The organism is Pseudomonas fluorescens group sp. PF-1 (genome assembly GCF_054481335.1).
Window position 1 is genome coordinate 2,245,770 of sequence record NZ_JBTMNG010000002.1, and the last position, 20,494, is coordinate 2,266,263.

The 20,494-nt window shown below is 59.7% G+C and carries 23 protein-coding genes; 12 read left to right on the plus strand and 11 right to left on the minus strand.

Annotation, left to right across the window (positions count from 1 at the left end; all coding sequences use genetic code 11):
• Positions 1-188 precede the first annotated feature (188 nt).
• Both ACX3YD_RS25155 and ACX3YD_RS25160 read right to left on the minus strand, forming a co-directional pair.
• On the minus strand, positions 189-1,670 hold the full coding sequence (locus ACX3YD_RS25155) for a methyl-accepting chemotaxis protein (protein ID WP_103405309.1): 1,482 nt from the start codon (positions 1,668-1,670) through the stop codon (positions 189-191).
• A gap of 138 nt (positions 1,671-1,808) precedes the next feature.
• On the minus strand, positions 1,809-2,618 hold the full coding sequence (locus tag ACX3YD_RS25160; protein WP_458961313.1) for a TatD family hydrolase: 810 nt from the start codon (positions 2,616-2,618) through the stop codon (positions 1,809-1,811).
• 236 nt (positions 2,619-2,854) lie between these two features.
• On the opposite strand from ACX3YD_RS25160, the gene ACX3YD_RS25165 reads away from it, so the two are divergent.
• The 3 genes from ACX3YD_RS25165 to ACX3YD_RS25175 all read left to right on the plus strand — a co-directional run bounded on the left by ACX3YD_RS25165 (position 2,855) and on the right by ACX3YD_RS25175 (position 5,371).
• Positions 2,855-4,276, plus strand: a complete 1,422-nt coding sequence (locus ACX3YD_RS25165; protein WP_458961314.1) for an MltF family protein — start codon at positions 2,855-2,857, stop codon at positions 4,274-4,276.
• A 103-nt stretch (positions 4,277-4,379) separates the two neighbouring features.
• Positions 4,380-4,814: a DoxX family protein gene (locus ACX3YD_RS25170; RefSeq protein ID WP_458961315.1), complete on the plus strand. Its 435-nt coding sequence runs from the start codon at positions 4,380-4,382 to the stop codon at positions 4,812-4,814.
• Between the two features lie 248 nt (positions 4,815-5,062).
• Positions 5,063-5,371, plus strand: a complete 309-nt coding sequence (locus ACX3YD_RS25175) for a class I SAM-dependent methyltransferase (RefSeq protein ID WP_458961316.1) — start codon at positions 5,063-5,065, stop codon at positions 5,369-5,371.
• A 77-nt stretch (positions 5,372-5,448) separates the two neighbouring features.
• Here the strand turns inward: ACX3YD_RS25175 and ACX3YD_RS25180 are convergent, their stop codons facing one another.
• The 4 genes from ACX3YD_RS25180 to ACX3YD_RS25195 all read right to left on the minus strand — a co-directional run bounded on the left by ACX3YD_RS25180 (position 5,449) and on the right by ACX3YD_RS25195 (position 8,542).
• Entirely contained in the window at positions 5,449-6,987 is a 1,539-nt protein-coding gene (locus ACX3YD_RS25180; protein ID WP_458961317.1) for a cryptochrome/photolyase family protein, read from the minus strand.
• A gap of 24 nt (positions 6,988-7,011) precedes the next feature.
• A complete protein-coding gene (locus ACX3YD_RS25185) occupies positions 7,012-7,317 on the minus strand; it encodes a DUF6482 family protein (protein ID WP_458961318.1) in 306 nt (101 codons plus the stop codon).
• A 57-nt stretch (positions 7,318-7,374) separates the two neighbouring features.
• Positions 7,375-7,932: a GTP cyclohydrolase I FolE gene (gene folE, locus ACX3YD_RS25190; RefSeq protein WP_103405314.1), complete on the minus strand. Its 558-nt coding sequence runs from the start codon at positions 7,930-7,932 to the stop codon at positions 7,375-7,377.
• Between the two features lie 91 nt (positions 7,933-8,023).
• On the minus strand, positions 8,024-8,542 hold the full coding sequence (locus ACX3YD_RS25195) for a thiol-disulfide oxidoreductase DCC family protein (protein ID WP_458961319.1): 519 nt from the start codon (positions 8,540-8,542) through the stop codon (positions 8,024-8,026).
• Positions 8,543-8,806: 264 nt separating this feature from the next.
• Here ACX3YD_RS25195 and greB point away from each other — a divergent pair, with 264 nt between their 5' ends.
• On the plus strand, positions 8,807-9,298 hold the full coding sequence (gene greB, locus ACX3YD_RS25200) for a transcription elongation factor GreB (RefSeq protein ID WP_047527141.1): 492 nt from the start codon (positions 8,807-8,809) through the stop codon (positions 9,296-9,298).
• Between the two features lie 34 nt (positions 9,299-9,332).
• Here the strand turns inward: greB and ACX3YD_RS25205 are convergent, their stop codons facing one another.
• Both ACX3YD_RS25205 and ACX3YD_RS25210 read right to left on the minus strand, forming a co-directional pair.
• Positions 9,333-11,837, minus strand: a complete 2,505-nt coding sequence (locus ACX3YD_RS25205) for an ABC transporter permease (protein ID WP_458961320.1) — start codon at positions 11,835-11,837, stop codon at positions 9,333-9,335.
• Positions 11,837-12,520 (minus strand): ABC transporter ATP-binding protein, encoded by a 684-nt coding sequence (locus ACX3YD_RS25210; protein ID WP_458961321.1) that lies wholly within the window; start codon positions 12,518-12,520, stop codon positions 11,837-11,839. Before ACX3YD_RS25210 ends, ACX3YD_RS25205 begins: the two co-directional genes overlap by 1 nt.
• Before the next feature lie 10 nt (positions 12,521-12,530).
• On the opposite strand from ACX3YD_RS25210, the gene ACX3YD_RS25215 reads away from it, so the two are divergent.
• The 3 genes from ACX3YD_RS25215 to ACX3YD_RS25225 all read left to right on the plus strand — a co-directional run bounded on the left by ACX3YD_RS25215 (position 12,531) and on the right by ACX3YD_RS25225 (position 14,561).
• Positions 12,531-13,136 carry an arylesterase gene (locus ACX3YD_RS25215; protein ID WP_458961322.1) on the plus strand — a complete coding sequence of 202 codons (606 nt, stop codon included), beginning with the start codon at positions 12,531-12,533 and terminating at the stop codon, positions 13,134-13,136.
• A 56-nt stretch (positions 13,137-13,192) separates the two neighbouring features.
• On the plus strand, positions 13,193-13,486 hold the full coding sequence (locus tag ACX3YD_RS25220; protein ID WP_047527147.1) for a hypothetical protein: 294 nt from the start codon (positions 13,193-13,195) through the stop codon (positions 13,484-13,486).
• Between the two features lie 103 nt (positions 13,487-13,589).
• Positions 13,590-14,561 carry a L,D-transpeptidase family protein gene (locus tag ACX3YD_RS25225; RefSeq protein ID WP_047527148.1) on the plus strand — a complete coding sequence of 324 codons (972 nt, stop codon included), beginning with the start codon at positions 13,590-13,592 and terminating at the stop codon, positions 14,559-14,561.
• A gap of 123 nt (positions 14,562-14,684) precedes the next feature.
• Here the strand turns inward: ACX3YD_RS25225 and oprI are convergent, their stop codons facing one another.
• Positions 14,685-14,936 (minus strand): outer membrane lipoprotei OprI, encoded by a 252-nt coding sequence (gene oprI / locus ACX3YD_RS25230; protein ID WP_003199355.1) that lies wholly within the window; start codon positions 14,934-14,936, stop codon positions 14,685-14,687.
• 640 nt (positions 14,937-15,576) lie between these two features.
• On the opposite strand from oprI, the gene ACX3YD_RS25235 reads away from it, so the two are divergent.
• Positions 15,577-15,864, plus strand: a complete 288-nt coding sequence (locus ACX3YD_RS25235) for a GNAT family N-acetyltransferase (RefSeq protein ID WP_020800382.1) — start codon at positions 15,577-15,579, stop codon at positions 15,862-15,864.
• A 74-nt stretch (positions 15,865-15,938) separates the two neighbouring features.
• Here ACX3YD_RS25235 and ACX3YD_RS25240 read toward each other — a convergent pair whose 3' ends face one another.
• Entirely contained in the window at positions 15,939-17,015 is a 1,077-nt protein-coding gene (locus ACX3YD_RS25240) for a 3-deoxy-7-phosphoheptulonate synthase (protein WP_458961323.1), read from the minus strand.
• A 128-nt stretch (positions 17,016-17,143) separates the two neighbouring features.
• On the minus strand, positions 17,144-17,587 hold the full coding sequence (locus tag ACX3YD_RS25245) for a PilZ domain-containing protein (protein WP_047527162.1): 444 nt from the start codon (positions 17,585-17,587) through the stop codon (positions 17,144-17,146).
• Between ACX3YD_RS25245 and ACX3YD_RS25250 the strand changes: the two genes are divergently transcribed.
• The 4 genes from ACX3YD_RS25250 (at position 17,586) to ACX3YD_RS25265 (ending at position 20,454) form a co-directional block, all read left to right on the plus strand.
• Entirely contained in the window at positions 17,586-17,972 is a 387-nt protein-coding gene (locus ACX3YD_RS25250; RefSeq protein WP_458961324.1) for a thioredoxin family protein, read from the plus strand. The genes ACX3YD_RS25245 and ACX3YD_RS25250 overlap by 2 nt on opposite strands.
• On the plus strand, positions 17,969-18,925 hold the full coding sequence (locus ACX3YD_RS25255) for a putative 2-dehydropantoate 2-reductase (protein ID WP_458961325.1): 957 nt from the start codon (positions 17,969-17,971) through the stop codon (positions 18,923-18,925). Before ACX3YD_RS25250 ends, ACX3YD_RS25255 begins: the two co-directional genes overlap by 4 nt.
• 24 nt (positions 18,926-18,949) lie before the next feature.
• On the plus strand, positions 18,950-19,855 hold the full coding sequence (locus ACX3YD_RS25260) for a 5'-nucleotidase (RefSeq protein ID WP_103405343.1): 906 nt from the start codon (positions 18,950-18,952) through the stop codon (positions 19,853-19,855).
• 95 nt (positions 19,856-19,950) lie between these two features.
• Entirely contained in the window at positions 19,951-20,454 is a 504-nt protein-coding gene (locus ACX3YD_RS25265; RefSeq protein ID WP_047527168.1) for a universal stress protein, read from the plus strand.
• Positions 20,455-20,494 lie beyond the last annotated feature (40 nt).

Below are 20,494 nucleotides of genomic sequence, written 5' to 3' on the forward strand. Positions count from 1 at the left end.
AGGTCTGGCTGATGCGAGCGGCGAATCAAGGTTGGCTATGGAGGTGATAGAGCTCATGGTCAATATTGATGCTGAGCGGGCCAGCCTTTTCGCGAGCCAGTTCGTTCCCACCATGGCGTTTTGTCAGACACAAAACATGTGGCCGCTGATTATCCCCTGTGGAAGCGAGCCTGCTCGCGATGAGTCCCTTAGAGCTTGAGTTGCCCGATAGCCTTGCTCAACTCCCCGGCCAACGCCGCCAGGTCATTACTGGTCGTTGCCGAATTGACGGTCTGCCGCACCGTGTTCTCGGTGACATCGCGAATGCTCACCACCGCCCGATTCATCTCCTCCGCCACCTGACTCTGCTGCTCGGCCGCCACCGCGATCTGCGTATTGCTTTCACGCATTTGCGCCACCGCGCCGGTGATTTCCGCCAGCGCCGCGCCGGCTTCCTGCGCCTGTTGCACGCAGTCGTCGGCCTTGAACGAGCTCTCCTGCATGAAGTCCACGGCATCCCGGGTCCCGGCCTGCAGCGCGGACACCATCACGGTGATTTCGTCGGTGGAGGTCTGCACGCGTTTGGCCAGGTTGCGTACCTCATCGGCGACCACGGCAAATCCACGACCCATTTCACCGGCCCGGGCCGCCTCAATCGCAGCGTTCAACGCCAGCAGGTTGGTCTGCTCGGCAATGCTGTGAATCACATTGACCACACCATTGATTTTTTGACTGTCCTCGGCCAGACGCTGAATCATTTCGGCGGTCTGCTGCACCCCGGTCGACAACCCGGCAATCGACTTCTGCACGCGCATCACCACTTCCTGCCCGCTGCCGGCCAGGGTGTCGGCCGATTGCGAGAGGTCACGGGTGGCGCCCGCATGCTGGGCGATGTGGTAGACGGTGGCAGTCATTTCATTGATTGCCGTGGCGGCCTGATCGGTTTCGCTTTGCTGGCCGAGCATGCCCTGGCGCACGTCGTTCATGCTCGACGCCAGCCGCGCGGCGCCGTCATCCAGTTGCCGGGCGGTATTGGCGACGGTGTTGACCACCCGTTGATAGCCGGCCTGCATGGCGTTGAAGGCATTGGCCATTTGCCCGACTTCGTCGCTGCACGCCAGTGGGACGCGGGCCGAGAGGTCGCCGGTTTTTTCGACGTGGAGCATCACGTCTTTCAAGGTGTTGAGCTGGCTGAGCAAGAAGCGGATCAGCAGTTGCGAAGCGCCGAGCATCGCCAGCATCAGGATGAACACGGCGACCGCGTAGTTGGCAAAACGCTCGCTGAATACCTGGCTGAGGCTCGGGCCATGGGCAATCACCGCGACTTGTTGGCCGTCGGCGCGGGTGAATACCTCGGCGCCTATGAGCAGGTTGTCACCCAACAAGGGCATGCTGTCGATCTCGACCCAGCCCTTGGCATCGGTCAGTTCCAGCACAGGCTGCTCGTTGAGCAGCGGGGCACGACCGTGATCGGAGATCAGGACATTGTCCGCTTTCGGGAGTGGCTGCCCCACGGGCCAGGCGTTGAGCAATCGAGCCTGGGCCTGGGCCGATGCCTGGGCGGTCTGAATCCGGGCCTGCTGTTCGAGTTGCACGGCGTACAGCACCAGCAGCAGCGTGGTGACGAAGGCGACGGCATTTACCGCCCAGAATTTGTATTTCAGCGAAATATTGCTAAGCCAGGCACCCATGGAGGTTTTCTCTGATAGCGGAAACAGTATTGGCAAGGTGCCAGTATTGTGCCGCTATGCAGGCTGACGAATGTTGACATGCGTCAATGGGCCACCCCTTTACCCGGTGGGCAAACTTGTTCCCACCGGAGGTGTGTTTTATTCCGGGATGGAAGGCAGACCATAGAACGCCCGTGCACAGGCGGTCGTGTGGGCGGCCAAATCTTCCAGACTCTCTGCGCGATGCACCGCCACTTCGCGCAGCACTTCGGTCAGGTAGGCCGGTTCATTGCGACCGTTCTTCGGCTTGGGCCTCAGGCTGCGTGGCAGCAGATAGGGGGCATCGCTTTCCAGCATCAGGCGTCCGCGTTTGATCTCTTTCACCAGCGGATGCAAATGAGTGCCTCGGCGTTCGTCGCAGATCCAGCCGGTGATACCAATGTGCAAGTCCAGGTCGAGGTAACTGAACAGCGCCTTGCGTTCGCCGGTAAAACAATGCACCACGGCGGCGGGTAGTTGATCGCGGAAGTCGCGCAGGATGTCCAGCAAACGCTGGCTGGCGTCGCGCTCGTGAAGGAACACGGGCAATTGCAATTCGACGGCCAGCGCCAAATGCTCCTCGAGGACTTTTTCCTGCTGCGGGCGCGGAGAAAAGTCGCGATTGAAGTCCAGTCCGCATTCGCCCACGGCAACCACGTTCGGTTCCTTGAGCAAACTGCGCAGACGCCGGGCGCTGTCTGCATTCCAGTCGCTGGCCGAATGGGGGTGAATACCCGCGGTGGCGAACAGCCGTTGAGCGCTTTCATCCAGTTGTTGGCACAACTCCAGCGCCTGTTCGCTGCCCTCGACGCTGGTGCCGGTGAGCACCAATTGGCAGACGCCGGCGGCGTAGGCGCGCTCGAGTACAGCCTGGTGTTTGTCGGCGAAACTGGGGTTGGTCAGGTTGACGCCGATATCGATGAGTTGCATGGTGCTACCTCGGACCAAAGGCCGGAAAGCATATCAGAGCTGTCGATTTTTCAGAAAAGCCAAGAACTACAACGAGTTAAAGCTGTCTTTTGATGCCGCGAGCCAGGATGGAGTGGTTAGTGTGCCATCACTGTGCCAGTCTTTCGCCCGTTGCCAGCGCTTCAGGCGCTCTGTTTTTTTCGTTTGATTTCATGAAAAAACTCATGGGATCAACCCGAATTCTTTCCGGAGAGTGGATGAAGCGTTCCTCGGTTTTGCTACTGCTGTGTTGTTCGCTGCTACTGCCGATGCCGGCGGTTGCGCGTCTGCCCGGGCCGCTGCAAGCCGCTCCGGCGAGCAAGGTGCGTGACCTGGCGGAAATCCGCAGCAGTCGCGTCCTGCGGGTACTGGTCAACCAGAGCCGCAACAGCTCCGGCGAAGTCCAGGGCCAGGCCATCGGCGTCGAGTACCATCGCTTGCGCGCCTTCGAGCAATACCTCAATGGGTATGCCCGTGACGGTCAGGAAGTCACTCTCAAGATCATTCCCAAAGCCAAGGATCAATTGCTCGGCGCGTTGCAGCGTGGGGAAGGGGATGTGGTGGCTCCAGGGGAACTGCTCGATATGCAAGCGGGTCAAGCCGTCAGCACCAGTGAACCGATTGCCAGCGGTATTCCGTTGGTATTGGTCGGCAGAAAAGGCGAGCGCAGCTACACCCGTCTCGAACAACTCTCGGGTAAAACCCTGGCCTTGCCCACCGGCAGCGCCGCCGGGGACGCCGTCAGCCAGATCAATCAGAAACTCGCCTTGCACAAACTGCCGCCAGTGAAGATCGAATGGGTCGATCCGACCCTGGCGGTCGAGGATGTGCTGGAAATGGTTCAGGGCGGGATTTTTCATCTGACCATCGTCGAACAACCGATCGCCGAACGTTGGGGCAAAGTTCTGCCGAAGTTGCGTTTCGATCGTCAGGTGCACATCCGCAATCCCGGCGAGGAGTTCTGGTTCGTGCGCCGCGATGCGTCGATGTTGCGGGCCAGCATCGATCGTTTCCTGACCACTTACAAGAAGCCGTCGGACCAGGATGTCGCTTTCCTGCGGATTTATCGGCGCCTGTATCAAGTGCACGATCCATTGGCCAAGGCTCACCGGCAGCGCCTGGAACAGCTTCGACCGGTGCTGCAGAAACACGCGGATGCCCAAGGCATCGACTGGCTGAATCTGGCGGCACTGGCGTTCAAGGAGTCCGCCTTGCAGCCCTCGTCTCGAGGTGGCGGCGGGCCGACGGGCCTGATGCAGATCACCCCGTCTGCGGCTCAGCGGGTAGGGGTCAACAATATTCAGGATCTGGATGCGAACGTGCAGGCCAGCGCCAAGTACCTGGCGATGATTCGCCGCAAGTTCTTCTCCAGCCCGAAACTCAACGAACGTGAGCGCATGGCGTTCGTACTGGCGGCCTACAACATCGGTCCGGAGCGGGTCCAGGGGATGCGCGCCGAGGCACGGCGTCGAGGGTTGAATCCCAATCAATGGTTTTTTCAGGTTGAACGCATTGCCATGGAGCAGGTGGGGATGGGACCTGTCAGCTATGTTAATAGTGTGAACAAGTATTACCTGGCGTTCGATCGGGAGCGGGAGTCGTTGGAGCCCCAGGGGCAGAAGGTTGCCCTACGAAAGTGATCGAATAAACTGATTGTTATGGTGGGTTTTTTACGCTTTTAACATGAAATTTACTGATTAATATAGCGGCCAACCCACCCATACTCTCTAAGGATGACGCAGCATGAGCACACTGATTAACAAGGTTCTGTCTACCCGCGCTGGCTACGGCCTGACCGTTCTGCGAATTTTTGTCGGCATCATCTTCGCTGCCCACGGCTCGCAGAAACTCTTCGGCGCGTTTGGCGGCTATGGCCTGGCCGGCACTGCACAGTACATGGAAAGCCTCGGCCTGGCGCCGGGCTATCTGATGGCAACACTGGCGGGCGGCACTGAGTTTTTCGCCGGCCTGGCCTTGATCATCGGGTTGCTGGTTCGTCCGGCGGCACTGGGCCTGACCTTTCTGTCGCTGGTCGCCATCTTCTCGGTGCACATCCACAACGGTCTGTTTATGGCGAACAACGGTTATGAGTTTGCCCTGGCGTTGTTGGGTGGCAGCATCGCCGTGATGATCGAAGGCGCCGGCAAGCTGTCAGCCGACCGCGCCATCGCTGGCTGACCGCTCTGGCTCAACGAATGAGGCCCGCTTCGAGCGGGCCTTTTTGTTGCGCGTCATTCTTGACACTGTCCGGTCAGCTTCAATAGGATGTTGCCCATGCGCCGATTTAAACAGCTACTTGCGGGGCGCCAGGTGACTCATTGAGTTGCTGTGAGAAGCTTGAAACAGGCTTCGAAATACCGCTAAAGCGCTGGTTCGGTGTTGCCTCTCACCTGCCATGCAGACTTTTGAGGCAGAGACACGACACGATGAATGCACTAAGCCCCGTTGTACGCCCCGCGCCGATTACGGCACATCTCACCCAGCGCAATCCAAAAATCCTGCTTGGCGGTAAACACCAGCCGACGCTCTTGCGTTATCTCGATGGCTGGCCACGCCGTACCGGTGGACCTGCAGCGTTTCTGATCCAGTTCGTCGAAGACGGAGAGTCCCTGGCCCGGTTTGCCAGCGACAGTTTCGATCTGGCGGTGATTCAAGCGCCCAGCGCCGCCGAGGCGGTCGACGTGATCAGGCAACTGACCCGTGTGGCCCGCCAAGGGCTTATCACTCGTCGCTGAAGTTCTGAGGCGGGAACGTCGGGCGCCGAGGTATCGCATCGCGGATGATGCGACAGGCTCGTCCGATCCCGATTCACTCAAAGCGATTCCCCGGCGTCCAGTCTGGCGAGCAGGGCCTGGCCGCGTTGCCAGAGTGCCTGCTGCTTGGCATCCGGCATGCGTTCGAGGTTTTTGTAAACCATGGCCATGCGTTGATTACCGCGCAAAAGGTCGCTATGACGCATCAGAAAATGCCAGTAGAGCGAGTTGAAGGGGCAGGCATCCTCGCTTGTGCTTTCACTCACCTTGTACGCGCAGTCTCGGCAGTAGTCAGACATGCGTTTTATGTATTGACCGCTGGCGCAGTAAGGTTTCGAGCCCAGATATCCGCCATCGGCGTGCATCACCATGCCCAGTGTATTGGGGAGTTCGACCCAGTCGAAGGCATCCATGTAGATCGCCAGGTACCAGTCGCAAACCTGGCTCGGGGCCACGCCGGCGATTAGCGCAAAGTTGCCGGTAACCATCAGCCTCTGGATGTGATGGGCATAGGCCTGTTTCAGGCTTTGGCCGATCGCCTGGCGCATGCAGTTCATCTGCGTGTCGCCGGTCCAGTAGAACGCCGGCAGCGGCCTGCTGTTGCCGAATAGATTGCCGTCGGCGTAGTCCGGCATTTTCAGCCAGTAGACGCCACGCACGTATTCGCGCCAGCCGATCAGTTGCCGGATAAATCCTTCGGCCGCATTCAGCGCAATGCTGCCTGACCAATAGGCGGCCTCCACATCACTGCACAGCTGACGCAGGTCCAGCAGGCCGATATTGAGCGCAGCGCTGATGCGGGCATGGAACAGAAAGGGTTCGTCGCTGGCCATGGCATCCTGATAGTCGCCGAAGGCGGCCAGGCCATAGTCTAGAAAGTAGTCCCACAGCACCTGTGCCTCGGCGTGGGTCACGGGATAGTCGAAGGTATCCAGGGAACCGTAGTGGTGAGAGAAATGCTTGCCCACCAGTGCCATCACGTCTCGAGTGATCGAGTCTGCGCCAAAGCGTGCCGGGTACGGCGGTTTTACGCCTTTGGGCAAGGCCTTGCGGTTTTCTGCATCAAAGTTCCAGGCGCCGCCCACCGGCGTACCATCGCCATTGATCAACAGGCCACTCTTGCGCCGCATTTCCCGGTAGAAAAACTCCATGCGCAGCTGCTTTTTGCCGTTCGCCCACGCCGAGAACTCGTCACGGGAACAGAGAAAGCGTGTATCGGCATGCCACTGAATCGGTAACCCGGCATCCTTGAGCGACTGCTCCAGACGCCAGTCACCGCACGCTGTCAGGTGCAGTTCGTGCGGCTGCAACAGTGACTGCCAGCGCCGTAGCTCGCCGGGCACTGAGCCGGTGTTGTGCGGATCATCGAGGGCAACGTATTGCACATGGATGCCACGCTGGCGCAACGCCTCGGCAAAATGGCGCATGGCACTGAAGATGAGTGTGATTTTTTGCGGGTGATGAGGGACGTGGCTGGCTTCCTCCATCACCTCTACCAGCAACACCGCATCGAGCTTGCTATCCAGCCCTTTCAATGAGGCCAGATCAAACGATAACTGGTCGCCCAGGACCAGGCACAGCCGACGAGTGTTTTTCATGAGGCAGGGGCCGGGGTCACAGGTTCACCAGGGCGTAGCCAGTGAAAAAGGAATGCGCATCGACTCGATGGGGCCTTCACGTACGCCGCACATCTCATCGTGGACACATTGCTGCACCAGCACGCAGGGAAAGGGCGGGACAAGCTGCAGCATTTCACGCAGATGACTGACAGAGCGCAGGTGCATCGGCTTTGCTGCATCATCCAGCAGGGTGAACTGGCCCTGATCCAGCCTGACGCGAGCCAGATAAAAACCGCCCTCCAGCGACAGCAGTTCCAGTTCACGGACTTCACCCTTCAAGGCCCACTCGGTCAACGCTTGCAGATTCAAGGTGCACTCCTTGCCTACCCGGGTAGGCGTTCGCCGTCAAAAGCAAAGAAACGGCCGCTATCGGCGCCCAATCAGTTGCAGGAACTCCTGGCGCGTCGTGGACGACTCGCGAAAGGCGCCGAGCATGACTGATGAGGTCATCACCGAGTTTTGCTTTTCAACGCCCCGCATCATCATGCACATGTGCTTCGCTTCGATCACCACGGCCACCCCGGCGGCATCGGTGATGTGCTGGATGGCGTCGGCAATTTGCCGGGTCAGGTTTTCCTGTATCTGCAGGCGGCGGGCGAACATGTCGACCACTCGTGCCACCTTCGACAGACCCAGCACTCGCCCCGTGGGGAGGTAGGCCACATGGGCCTTGCCAATAAAGGGCAGCATGTGATGCTCGCACAATGAATACAGCTCGATGTCGCGCACAATGACCATCTCATCGTTCTGCGATTCGAACAGGGCGCCGTTGATCACGTCCTCCAGGCGCGTCGTGTAGCCGTTGCACAGGTATTGCATCGCTTTGGCTGCGCGCTTGGGTGTGTCCAGCAGTCCTTCGCGCTCAGGGTCCTCGCCGACGCCGACGAGAATTTCACGGTAGTGCTCGGCTAATGATGGGTTCACTTTGATTTTTCTCAGCCATACGGCCTTTCAGGAAAGGGACACCCCTGGCAACAGGGGAGTGCTGGTCACTCAAGGTTTTACGCGGGTTTGGTCAAAGCCCCTGTGGCCCGGGTTTGTCGCCGGGCGAATGACAGGGTGAAGCGTTCCAGGTCTGTGTTGTGTTCAAGGCCGTCCCCTCGACAGGTGCTGCTTTTGGCTCCGGCAGCGCACAGCGGTTGTCACGACAGCGACGGCTTCCATCCGGATGAGGCAACCAGGCCAAATGGGGGCGTAAGCGGCAGAACAGCCAATACCCGACGGCCAACAACGGGCGGATCGCGCGCCATGTCAGTGGCGTGGCCCAAATCCCCAGGCCGGCTGCTCGCCAGCTCCAGAGCGTGGCGTCCAGGCCCGTCATCCAGCGGCCATCGGCGAATCTGGCATGAAGGGAGGACTGCATTTGCTCGACAGTGAACCCCAGGGCCTTTGCGTCAAACGCTTCGTCACTGATGTCAACAAACAGCAGTCGGGCCGCAATGGCGCGTCGGCTCAGGAAACTGATTTCCCGAGCGCAGAGCGGGCATTCACCGTCAAAGTACAGTGTGAGTGGCCACGGCTGTTTATTGTACATGTCAGAGCTTCTTGTATAGGTTTTGTATAAGATAGGCTGAAAAAAACCGACTGACAATGGTCGTCACTCTTCTCCGTGTCATTGGCTCCCGGTGTGGGCCTGTATAGCCAAGAGCGTCTAAGGTTCATCCCTGATGCGGTTTACCTGAATGCTGCTGGCTGAAGTTATGATACGAACGCGCCGGGATGCTGGCGTTTTCGCTGTGAACCTGTGGACAGGGCGCTACACAATCGTGCCCGGATAACCGTAAGTGAGAGGCCCGTCTTGAGCACCAACATCATCACGAAGGAAGGTCATGAGGCTTTGAAGCAGGAGCTTGATTTCCTTTGGCGAGAAAAGCGCCCCGACACGACGCGCAAGGTCACCTGGGCGGCATCGCTCGGCGACCGCAGTGAAAACGCGGATTATCAGTACAACAAAAAGCTGCTTCGGGAAATTGATCGGCGAGTCCGATACCTTCGCAAACGTCTCGAGGATGTACGGGTTGTCGAGTATTCACCCGAGCAGGAAGGAAAGGTGTTCTTCGGGGCTTGGGTCGAGATCGAAAACGAGGCCGGGGATATCAAAAAATTCAGGGTTGTGGGGTATGACGAGATCTACGGTCGCAACGATTACATCTCGATAGATTCCCCCATGGCCCGTGCGTTGTTGAAGAAAGAGGTAGGGGACGAGGCCGTTGTGCAGACCCCCAGTGGGGAAGTGCTGTGGTGGATCAATGAGATTTCGTACCGAAAACAGGATGAAACACTCGGATAACGGCATCTTCATGGAGGGGAGGAGGGTTGATGGATCAACCCTCGCGCAAGACTGTCAGGGGGCTGGCGTTCAAGGCGCGACGAGTGCCGAACACGCCGGCGCCGCCGATCAGCACGGGTCCGATCAGTGGCAGCAGCAACAGCCATGGGTGCGGATGCCAAGGCAGGTCAAAGGCGAACCGGTAGAGCACCAGACTCACGACTTCCGACCCCAGCGCGGCCAGTAATCCGCTGACGGCACCCAGCAAACCAAATTCGATCCGCCGCGCCTTGACCAGCAACTGGCGTTCCGCTCCCAGTGCCCGCAGCAGCGCGCCCTGACGAATGCGCTCATCCAGCGTCGCCTGCAGGCCGGAAAACAACACCGCCATGCCAGCCGCCAGCACGAACAACAACACGTATTCCACCGCCAGCGTGACTTGGGCGAGGATGCTGCGCAGTTGTTCCAGCAACGCTTCGACCTGCAGGATGGTCACCGCCGGAAAGCTGCGGGACAGATCGACAATCTGCTGGTCGTGGCCCGCTGACAGATAGAAACTGGTCAGATAGGTCGCCGGCAGATCCTTGAGGGTGCCGGGCTGGAAAATCATGAAGAAATTCGGCTGGAAGTTGTCCCAGTTGATTTCCCGCAGGCTGGTGACCTTCGCCTCGCGGTTGACCCCGCCGACGCTGAATACCATGTGGTCGCCGAGCTTGAGCTTCAGGCTTTCGGCGACCTTGCCTTCCACCGATACGCCAGGCACCTCGTCCGGAATCTGCTCTTGCCACCAGTTACCCGCGGTGAGTTTGTTGCCCGCCGGCAGGTCCGCCGCCCAGGTCAGGCTCAGATCGCGCTGGATCGCTCGATCACCGGCCGAGTCTTTGCTGACGATTTGCTGCACCGGTTCACCGTTGATGCTGATCAGCCGACCCGGCACGACCGGGTAGAGCGGGGCCGATTGCGCCGACAGTGAGATCAGGCGATCGGTAAAGGCCTGTTTATCCGCAGGCAGGATGTTCAGCGCGAAATAGTTCGGCGCATTTTTGGGTAACTGGTTTTGCCAGGTGTCCAGCAACTCGCCGCGAAGCAGGGCGATCAACGTCATCGACAGCAGGATCAAGCCGAACGCCAGGGACTGGCCTGCGGCCGCCAGCGGATGACGCAGCAATTGGCCCAGGCCGAGGCGCCACGGCAGGGAGGCTCGGGCGAGCATGCGTCGCAGGCTTTTCAGCAGCAGTAACAGCAGGCCACCCAATACCAGCGCGGCAATCATGCCGCCGCCCAGCAGGGCAAACGTCAGCAGCAGATCCAGACTCAGGCGCCACATGATCAGACCCAATGCGGCCAACGCCGCGCCGTAAACCATCCAGGTGCTGGATGGAATGGGCAGCATGTCGCGACGCAACACCCGCAACGGTGGCACCCGGCCCAGCGCCGCCAATGGCGGCAAGGCAAACCCGGCCAATGCCACCAGGCCGGTACCGATTCCGGCAAAAGCCGGGAACAGGCCACCCGGTGGCACGTCGCTGGGCAACAAGTCATGCAGCAAGGCAAATAACCCCAGTTGCGCCAGCCAGCCGATCACGGCGCCGCTGATGCTCGCGAGCAATCCGAGTACGGTCAATTGCAAACTGAACAGCACCATGGTTTCGCGCCGGGACAGGCCCAGGCAGCGCAGCAGCGCGCTGGCATCGAAGCGGCGGGTGGCGAAGCGTGTCGCCGACAATGCCACCGCCACTCCGGCGAGCAAGACCGCCACCAGACTGGCCATGTTCAGATAACGTTCGGCCTTGCCGAGCGCACCGCCGATCTGCCGGTTGCCATCGCGGGCATCCTGGATGCGCTGGTTGGCTGCCAGGCCAGGCTTGATCAGTTGGCGATAGGTTTCCAGTGCCCGGGCATTGCCACGCCAGAGCTCGCGATAAATGACCCGACTGCCGGGCTGCACCACGCCGGTTGCCGCAAGGTCGTCGAGATTGATCAGTACCCGTGGCGTCAGGCTGTAGAAGTTGCCGGCACGGTCGGGTTCATAGGTCAGTACCCGCGACAGGGTCAGGGGTTTCATGCCGACATCGATGCTGTCGCCGATCTTCAGGTTCAACGCGGTCAGCAATCGTGATTCGACCCAGGCTTCGCCGGGTTTCGGCCCGCCTCCGGACGTTTCCGGGGCGAATGGGGCAGGGGCGCTTTTCAGTTCGCCGCGCAATGGGTAGACACTATCCGCCGCCTTGATACTCGACAACTGAATGCCATTGTCGGTGGCGATGACGCTGGAAAACTCCACCACTTGCGCATGTTCGAGGCCCAGATCGGTGCCGCTTCTTATCTGCTCCGGGCGCGCCGGTGAGCTGCCTTCGAGCAGCAGGTCGGCGCCGAGAAACTCGGTGGCGCGCAACATCATGGCGCCGTTCAGGCGGGCGCCAAAATAACCGATGGCAGTGCTCGCGGCCACGGCCACCACCAAGGCGAAAAACAATACGCGCAATTCGCCGGCGCGGGCATCGCGCATTAATTGGCGAATGGCGAGGCTGAACAGGCGCACAAACGGCAAGCGTGCCATCAAGGCTCCAGGGGGGCGACCAGCAGGCCGGCTTCGAGGCGGATCAGGCGCCGGCAACGGTGTGCCAGGCGTTCGTCGTGGGTCACCAGCACCAGGGTCGTGCCGCGTTCCTTGTTGAGTTCGAACAGCAAGTCGCTGATGCGCTCGCCAGTGTGGCTGTCGAGGTTGCCGGTCGGTTCATCGGCAAACAGCACGTCTGGTTCGGCGGCAAACGCACGGGCAATCGCCACGCGCTGCTGTTCGCCGCCGGAGAGCTGGCGTGGCGAGTGGGTCAGGCGCTGGCCAAGGCCCACGCGCTCGAGCAATTCGGTGGCGCGTTGGCGGGCATCTTTGCGGCCGTCGAGTTCCAGCGGCAACATGACGTTTTCCAGGGCATTGAGGCTGTCGAGCAACTGAAATGACTGGAAGACGAAACCCACGTGCTCGGCACGAATGCGGGCGCGCTGGTCTTCGTCGAGGTGGCTCAGGCTTTGCCCGGCGAGGGTGACTTCACCACTGCTTGGCAGGTCGAGTCCGGCGAGCAGGCCGAGGAGGGTGGATTTGCCGGAGCCAGAGGCGCCGACGATGGCCAGGCTGTCACCCTTGTTCAGTTCCAGGCTGAGTTCGTGCAGGATAGTCAGTTCACCTTCCGCGCTGGGGACCACTTTGCTGAGGTTCTTCGCGGTGAGAATGCTTGCGCCCATGGAGAATCCGATGCGTGTGTGGTTTTTGAGTGCTGGCCTGGCCTTGATGTGCATGGCCCAGAACGCAGCGGCGGGTACAGTCCTGATCGTTGGCGATAGTATCAGCGCCGGTTTCGGCCTGGATACCCGGGTGGGGTGGGTGTCGTTGCTTGAACAGCGGCTCAAGCGCGAAGGTTTCGACGACAAGGTGTTCAATGCATCCATCAGTGGCGACACCAGTGCCGGAGGCCAGGCACGCCTGCCAGCGCTGCTTGCAGAGCATAAGCCGGCGTTGGTGATCCTCGAACTTGGGGGTAACGATGGTCTGCGCGGAATGCCGCCCACTCAATTGCAACAAAATCTTGCCTCAATGATCGACAGCTCCCGTGCCAGCGGTGCCAAGGTGCTGTTGCTCGGCATGCAGCTGCCGCCCAATTATGGCAAGCGTTACACCGATGCCTTCGCCGAGGTCTACAGCAATCTGGCCAGCGAGAAAAACATCCCGCTGGTACCGTTTTTCCTCGACGGCGTGGGCGGTCATCCGGACTTGATGCAGGCCGACGGCATACACCCGGCGGCCGGGGCCCAGGACAAGTTGCTGGAGAATGTCTGGCCTACCCTAAAACCGCTGTTATGACTCTTTTCTAGGCGCGGGCTTTCGGCTAAGGTGGCGCCCCCGATTTGGAGCCCCCGATGCCGCGTCCCGCCTGGTCACTTTTTGCCTACCAACTGATCGAGCCTGACGAACAGCTGGATCTGTTCGCCTGCCAGGAAGTGCGGGTGCATCTGGTGGCGCGTCAGCTGGAGTTGGGCGGCTCGGCGGACCGTACCTTGTGCGGCAGCCTGTTGCCGGCGCAGCCACGCTGGTCGAGTGTCGATCGCCGGGTGTTTCAGGACCAGCGCCTGTGCTCGTTGTGTCGAGCGATTCTCGAGTCGCAAAAGCGCGGCACTTCGCCGATCTGGCCAGAGTTGCGGTTCGAGCTGTAAATCATCAACGATAGCAAGCTATCGGCCAACTCCCCGAAATAACGGGCGTCGGTGTACAATCTCGTCCTTATACCCTCTGTTGATCATGCGAAGGATTTTCCGGATGTTGCCGCGCTTTCCTGCCGTCACCCGCTGCCTGACACTTGCCGCCCTCTGTGTGGCGGGTCCTGTTGCAGCATTGGAGCTGCCACTACCACCGCCCGGTGAAGATATCGTCGGCCAGGTGCAAGTCATCAAGGCCAAGTACGAAGACACCTTCGCCGACCTTGGTACCACCTACGACCTGGGCTACACAGAAATGGTCGCGGCCAACCCGGGCGTCGACGCCTGGCTGCCGGGTGCCGGTACCGAAGTCATCCTGCCGACCCGTTTCATCCTGCCGCCGGGTCCGCGCGAAGGCATTGTGATCAACCTGGCCGAATACCGCCTCTACTACTACCCGAAAGGCAAGAATGTGGTGTACACCTTCCCGCTGGGTATCGGGCGTGAGGGCTGGGGCTCACCCATCGCACACACCACCATCACCGCGAAAACACCTAACCCGACCTGGACGCCTCCAGCGTCGATCAAGGCTGAGCACGCCGCCGACGGTGATCCGTTGCCGAACGTGGTACCGGCGGGCCCGGATAACCCGCTGGGGCCGTTCAAATTCAGCCTGGGCACGCCTGGCTACCTGATTCACGGCTCGAACAAGAAGTTCGGCATCGGCATGCGCACCAGCCACGGCTGCTTCCGCATGTTCAACAATAACGTGCTGGAAATGGCGAGCATGGTGCCGGTCGGTACGTCGGTGCGGATTATCAATGACCCGTACAAGTTCGGCGTCAGTGGCGGCAAGGTGTACCTCGAAGCGCACACCCCGCTGGATGACAATGGCAACCCGTCGGTGGTCGACAAGCACACGGCGGTCATCAACGCGATGCTCAAGCGTGAAGACATTACCAACAATCTGCGCATGAACTGGGATGTGGTGCGTGACGTCGTTGCCGCTGAAGACGGCCTGCCGGTGGAAATCGCCGTGCCGAGCACTTCCGCGCCGATGGTCACAAGCGCTCCGCTCGACCCGATGCAGTAAGCCTGGAAAAGGACCCGCCGACGCAGGCCGCGTCGGCGGGTTTTTTATTGCGTGCGACAAACGCCGGGCAATAAAAAAGCCGACCCAAAAATGGGTCGGCTTGATAACAATCCCGAAGGATTATTACTTGCGGCTAGCTTTGTCCAGCATGCGCAGAGCACGCTCGTTAGCTTCGTCAGCAGTCTGTTGTGCTTTTTGAGCAGCAGCCAGAGCTTCATCAGCTTTACGGTAAGCTTCGTCTGCACGAGCTTGGGAGCGAGCTGCTGCGTCTTCAGTAGCAGTCAGACGTGCTTCTGTTTCTTTCGATGCGCTGCTGCAACCGGTAGCCAGAACTGCGGCCAGGGCCAGAGCAGAGAATTTCAGAACGTTGTTCATCGTGTTCCCCTTCAAGGACTTTCCATTAAATTAGCTATCTCCTCACAGTGAGGAATTAGCCGGCGTACATACTACCCATTACTTGTCGTAAGTAAACTGACGTAAAGCAAGAAGCCAAAAAAATTGTAGGCGTTGATTCTTTTTCGAGCAACTTTTAACTGCTCTGTTTAAAAAATATACAGCTGCAATGCCCGAGCTGAGCGATCCAATGAGGAAAAGCTTACCGCTCTCGTAGCTCTTTTCCTCTGTCTTGGCTGAAGAGTGTCTAGATGGATTCGTCTACACTTTTGTTCGGATCTTGGGTGGCGCCTCTCATATCTTTCTCTATCTTCAGGTGACTTTAACAAAGGGCGTTCGTCTTAAGTCTCAACATCCGGCAATGTTCAGGCTATCGACCTTGGGGCGATCTTCGGTCGAGCCAGCCCTGCGTAACCCGGAGCGGCACCCGCCAACCAGCATGATGACGAGTGCACCTTGAGCATTTTTGCCAATGGTGCCTACTATTTGTACGTGCTCGGTTGCGCGAGATCGGTGTAGCTCTTCTCGGTGTCCATTCAGGCACGGGGTGGCGTAGATGTTTCTTCGCCGGAAAAACATCGGTAAGGTAGGGGTCGGAATCCAAGACCCGCGAGGAGTAGTGATGAGCGAGGCGTTGTCCATCCACCATGACCAGGCTGGTCATCAGTTCGAGACCAATGTGGACGGTCATCGTGCCTACCTGACCTATATGGATCTGGGGAAACAGACCCTGGATATCTATCGCACCTTTGTGCCCAACGCATTGCGTGGTCGTGGCATTGCGGCGGCGCTGACCGAACAGGCGCTGCAGTACGCCGAGGAAATGGGCTACACCGTCATTCCATCGTGCTCCTATGTCGAGCGCTACATGGAGCGTCACCAGCGGCATGCCGCCAAGCTGAGCCAGTAAGCTTGAAAAAAACGAACGCATAAAAAACGCCGGGTTCAGCCCGGCGTTTTTTTTGTCTGCAGACAATGGCGCGATCAGGAGCGATCGCGTTTAGGCAGCACATCCTTGAGCTTGGCGTGCATGCTGCGCAAGGTCGTTTCGGTGGCCGACCAGTCGATGCAGGCATCGGTGATCGAAACGCCATACTTCAGGTCGGCGAGGTCTTTCGGAATGGCCTGGCAACCCCAGTTCAGGTGGCTTTCGACCATCAGGCCAATGATCGACTTGTTGCCTTCGAGGATCTGGTTGGCGACATTTTCCATCACCAGCGGTTGCAGGGCCGGGTCCTTGTTGGAGTTGGCGTGGCTGCAATCGACCATGATGTTCGGCTTGATCTTCGCTTTGTCCAGCGCCTGCTCGCAGAGGGCGACGCTGACCGAATCGTAGTTCGGCTTGCCGTTGCCACCGCGCAGGACCACGTGACCGTAGGCATTGCCCTTGGTGGTCACGATCGACACGCCACCTTCCTGGTTGATACCCAGGAAACGGTGCGGGCTGGAAACCGATTGCAAGGCGTTGATCGCCACGGTCAGGCCGCCATCGGTGCCGTTCTTGAAGCCGACGGCCGAGGACAGGCCGGAGGCCATTTCGCGGTGAGTCTGGGATTCTGTGGTGCGCGCGCCGATGGCCGACCAACTGATCAGGTCCTGCAAGTATTGCGGGGAGATCGGGTCGAGGGCTTCGGTGGCGGTAGGCAGGCCCATTTCGGCCAGGTCCAGCAGCAGTTTGCGACCAATGTGCAGACCGTCCTGGATCTTGAACGAGTCATCCAGGTACGGGTCGTTGATCAGGCCTTTCCAGCCGACGGTGGTGCGTGGCTTCTCGAAGTACACGCGCATGACCAGATACAGGGTATCGGACACTTCCGCGGCAAGTGCCTTGAGGCGCTCGGCGTATTCGTGCGCTGCCTTGATGTCGTGGATCGAGCAAGGCCCGATTACCACGAACAGGCGATGGTCGGTGCCATCAAGAATATTGCGAATGACTTCGCGGCCCTTGGTGACGGTGCGCAGGGCGGCGTCGCTCAGGGGGATATCGCGCTTGAGCTGATCGGGGGTGATCAGAGTCTCGTTGGAGGCGACGTTTAGGTCGTTGATCGGTAAATCAGCCATCGTTTACTCGTCAGGTCACGGGTGCCGGCCGCCAGCGAACCCGCGCGGCGGAGCACAGCAAATTAAGCGCGTCGGGGAGCGGAACCTTAGCGCGTTACACCGTGGCTCGACAATGGGCAGGGGGCGGTTTAATCGAGCATTGATTGCGCAAATGCTCTGTGAACCGTGTCATCGGAGAACTCGTCGGCATGCTCCTGAACCCACTCGAGGGCCAGCGCCTGAACTTCCTGCAGGTCGCTGTGTGCGTCATGCTGGCGGCAGAAGCGTTCGATCTGGCATACCTGCTCGCCCATCCGGGCGCTGAACAACGTCTGTTCGTCCACGAAGGCAATACCCACCAGATAGCCATGTTTGCGTCGCAGGCACCAGGCCACGTAGCCTGGAATTCGCATGTCGGGGTTCAGGGTCGGCATGCGCACTTCCAGCGCCGTACCATGGCGCCAGGCGCGATGATAATTGCAAGCCATGCCCCCGAGGCTGGTAGTGTGCAATTGTTGCCGTGAAATACACTCAGGTGTCAGCAACGTTAATTCGACGGGCACTTCATCAGGATGAGGAATGAATCGTCCCATGAACACGGACTCCATGTGTCGGCCATCTGACAGTGTTTACCCCAGTATAGTGGTCGAATTGGAACTGACCGATTTCGACGCCGACCAACGGCTGCTGACGATGAACGGTGTATCGCTGGTCATTTTCACCAGCGTGGGCTGTTCCAGTTGTCGTTTTGCCCGTGAGCGATTGCCCTCTCTTGATCTGGCCGTCGATCGGCTGTGCTGGATCGACGCCGGAAACAATGGCGGGGTGGTCGAGCGTTATCAGGTCTTTCATTTGCCGGCGCTGTTTGTCGTGCGCGACGGTGAGTTCTTTGGAGCATTGAATTCGCGCCTGACAGAAAGCGAGCTCAATCGAGCGGTGCGCAAGGCATTGAGCCGAACAGCAGAGGAGTTGCCATGATGGGGGCGGTTGCCAAGCCGACAATCGGTATTATCGGGACCGGTGCAATCGGCGGTTTTTACGGTGTGATGCTGGCGCGCGCCGGTTTTGACGTGCATTTCCTGTTGCGCAGCGAGTTTTCCGCGGTGGCCGAACGCGGTCTGCACGTCGACAGTGCGCCCTACGGTGCCATGACGTTGAGTCCGGTGCAGGCCTATTCGACGGCCGAAGACATGCCGCCGTGCGACTGGCTGCTGGTCGGGACGAAAACGACCAGCAATGCGGACCTGGCACCCGCCATTCTTCAAGCCGCGGCACCGAATGCCAAAGTATTGCTGCTGCAAAATGGCCTGGACGTCGAAGACAGCCTGCGTGAACGGCTTCCCGATTCGCTGCATGTACTCGGTGGCCTCTGTTACATCTGCGTTCATCGCGAAGGTCCCGGCGTCATTACCCATCAGGCGCTCGGCGCGGTGCATGTCGGCTTCCACAGCGGTCCAGCGGCCGATGCGATGGCGCGTGCGGCGATTGTCGAGGAAGGTGTCGGACTGTTCCGTGCCGCCGGTATAGATTCCCAGGCGATGGCGAATCTGCATCAGGCGCGCTGGCAAAAACTGGTCTGGAATGTTCCCTATAACGGTTTGTCGGTTTTACTGGGGGCGAGCACTACGCCGTTGATGGCCGATGCCGACAGCCGCGAGTTGATCAGGGCACTGATGGCCGAAGTGGTCCTGGGCGCCACTGCTTGCGGTCACGATATTCCGGCGGGCTATGCCGAACATTTGTTCATGGTCACCGAGAGAATGCCCGATTACTGGCCCAGCATGTATCACGACTTCCTGCACAAGCGCCCGCTGGAGCTGGCGGCCATTTACACCCGTCCACTGGCGGCGGCCAAAGCGGCGGGGTGTGAGCTGCCGCGCATCGAGGCGTTGTATCGCAGTCTGAGTTTTATCGATCGACGCAACACCTGAGTCGACCAACCAATGGGGAAGGGCATGCCGAAGGCAATTGACGACAAGCTGGTGCTGGCGATTTCCTCGCGAGCGTTGTTCGACCTGAGTGAAAGTCACAAGGTCTACCTGTCGAGTGGCGTCGAAGCTTACCGGCAGTATCAGATCGAACATGAGGACGAGATCCTCGAACCCGGCGATGCCTTCCCGCTGGTGCAAAAACTCCTCAATCTCAATGCCAGCCTCGGCCGTGCCCGGGTCGAGGTGATCCTGGTGTCGCGCAACAGTGCCGACACCGGGCTGCGGGTGTTCAACTCGATCCATCACTATGGACTGGCGATTTCCCGCGCAGCGTTTGTCGGGGGGCGTAGTCCCTATCCGTACCTCAAGGCGTTTGGTTGCGATTTATTTTTGTCGACCCATGCCGAAGACGTGCGCAATGCGCTGGACGCCGGCTTCGCCGCGGCGACCATTCTGTCGGGAGGCGCCAGCCGAGCAGCCAGCGATGAATTGCGCATCGCCTTTGACGGCGATGCGGTGCTGTTTTCCGACGAGTCGGAGCGCGTCTATCAGGCCGGTGGTCTGGAAGCATTCCAGGCCAGCGAACGCGAGGCGGCCCGCGAGCCGTTGCGCGGTGGGCCGTTCAAAGGCTTCCTCGCCGCCCTCAATCTGTTGCAGCGCGAGTTCCCGGACGATGCCTGTCCTATCCGCACGGCCCTGGTGACGGCGCGGTCGGCGCCGGCCCATGAGCGGGTGATCCGCACCTTGCGCGAATGGGACATTCGCCTGGACGAATCGCTGTTTCTCGGCGGCCTGACCAAATCGGCCTTTCTCGAGGCCTTCGCCGCCGACGTGTTTTTCGACGATCAGGCCGGTCATTGCGAACTGGCCCGCGAAGTCGTCGCCACCGGTCATGTCCCCCATGGCATAAGCAACGAACAAAAGGTTTAAGCCCGCCGATCAACGTGTTGCGCGGGGCGTCGTACTCGCCAAGGCACTGCTAAGCTGATTCAAGTCTGCGCCATGTTGGCACTCGAGGAGGTCATATGATTCATTCGATGCTGTATGCCACTGACCTCGGCCTGTACGCACCGCTAGTGATGCAGCATGCCTTGGCATTGGCACGGACCTTCAATGCCGATCTCTACGTGGTGCACGCGGTTGAACCCATGGGGCTGTTCGCTGAGTCGGTGCTTCAGAGTTACCTTGATGAGCAAGCGTTGAACGAATTTCACAGTCAGGGCCTGAACACGGTCATTGCCAATATCGAGCAGCGGGTGCTCGACAGTTTTCGTGAAGAATTGGGGGGGGAGGGCGCACAGGATCTGGAGCTGATTCGTGCTGTGCGGGTGCTGCAGGGTGATCCGTCGCAGGTGATTCTCGACCAGGCGCAGAAACTCTCGGTGGATTTGTTGATCCTGGGTAGCCACAGCCATGGGGCTGGCGCGGAAACGCCGCTGGGTCGGACCGCGGCGCGCGTCCTGCAACTGTCCCGCGTACCGGTCTATCTGGTGCCGCTGGTGGAGCGCCGTCGCCAGGGGGATCGCTAGAGCACCAATAGTGCCAGTTTGATAAAAAGTTCTAGATTTA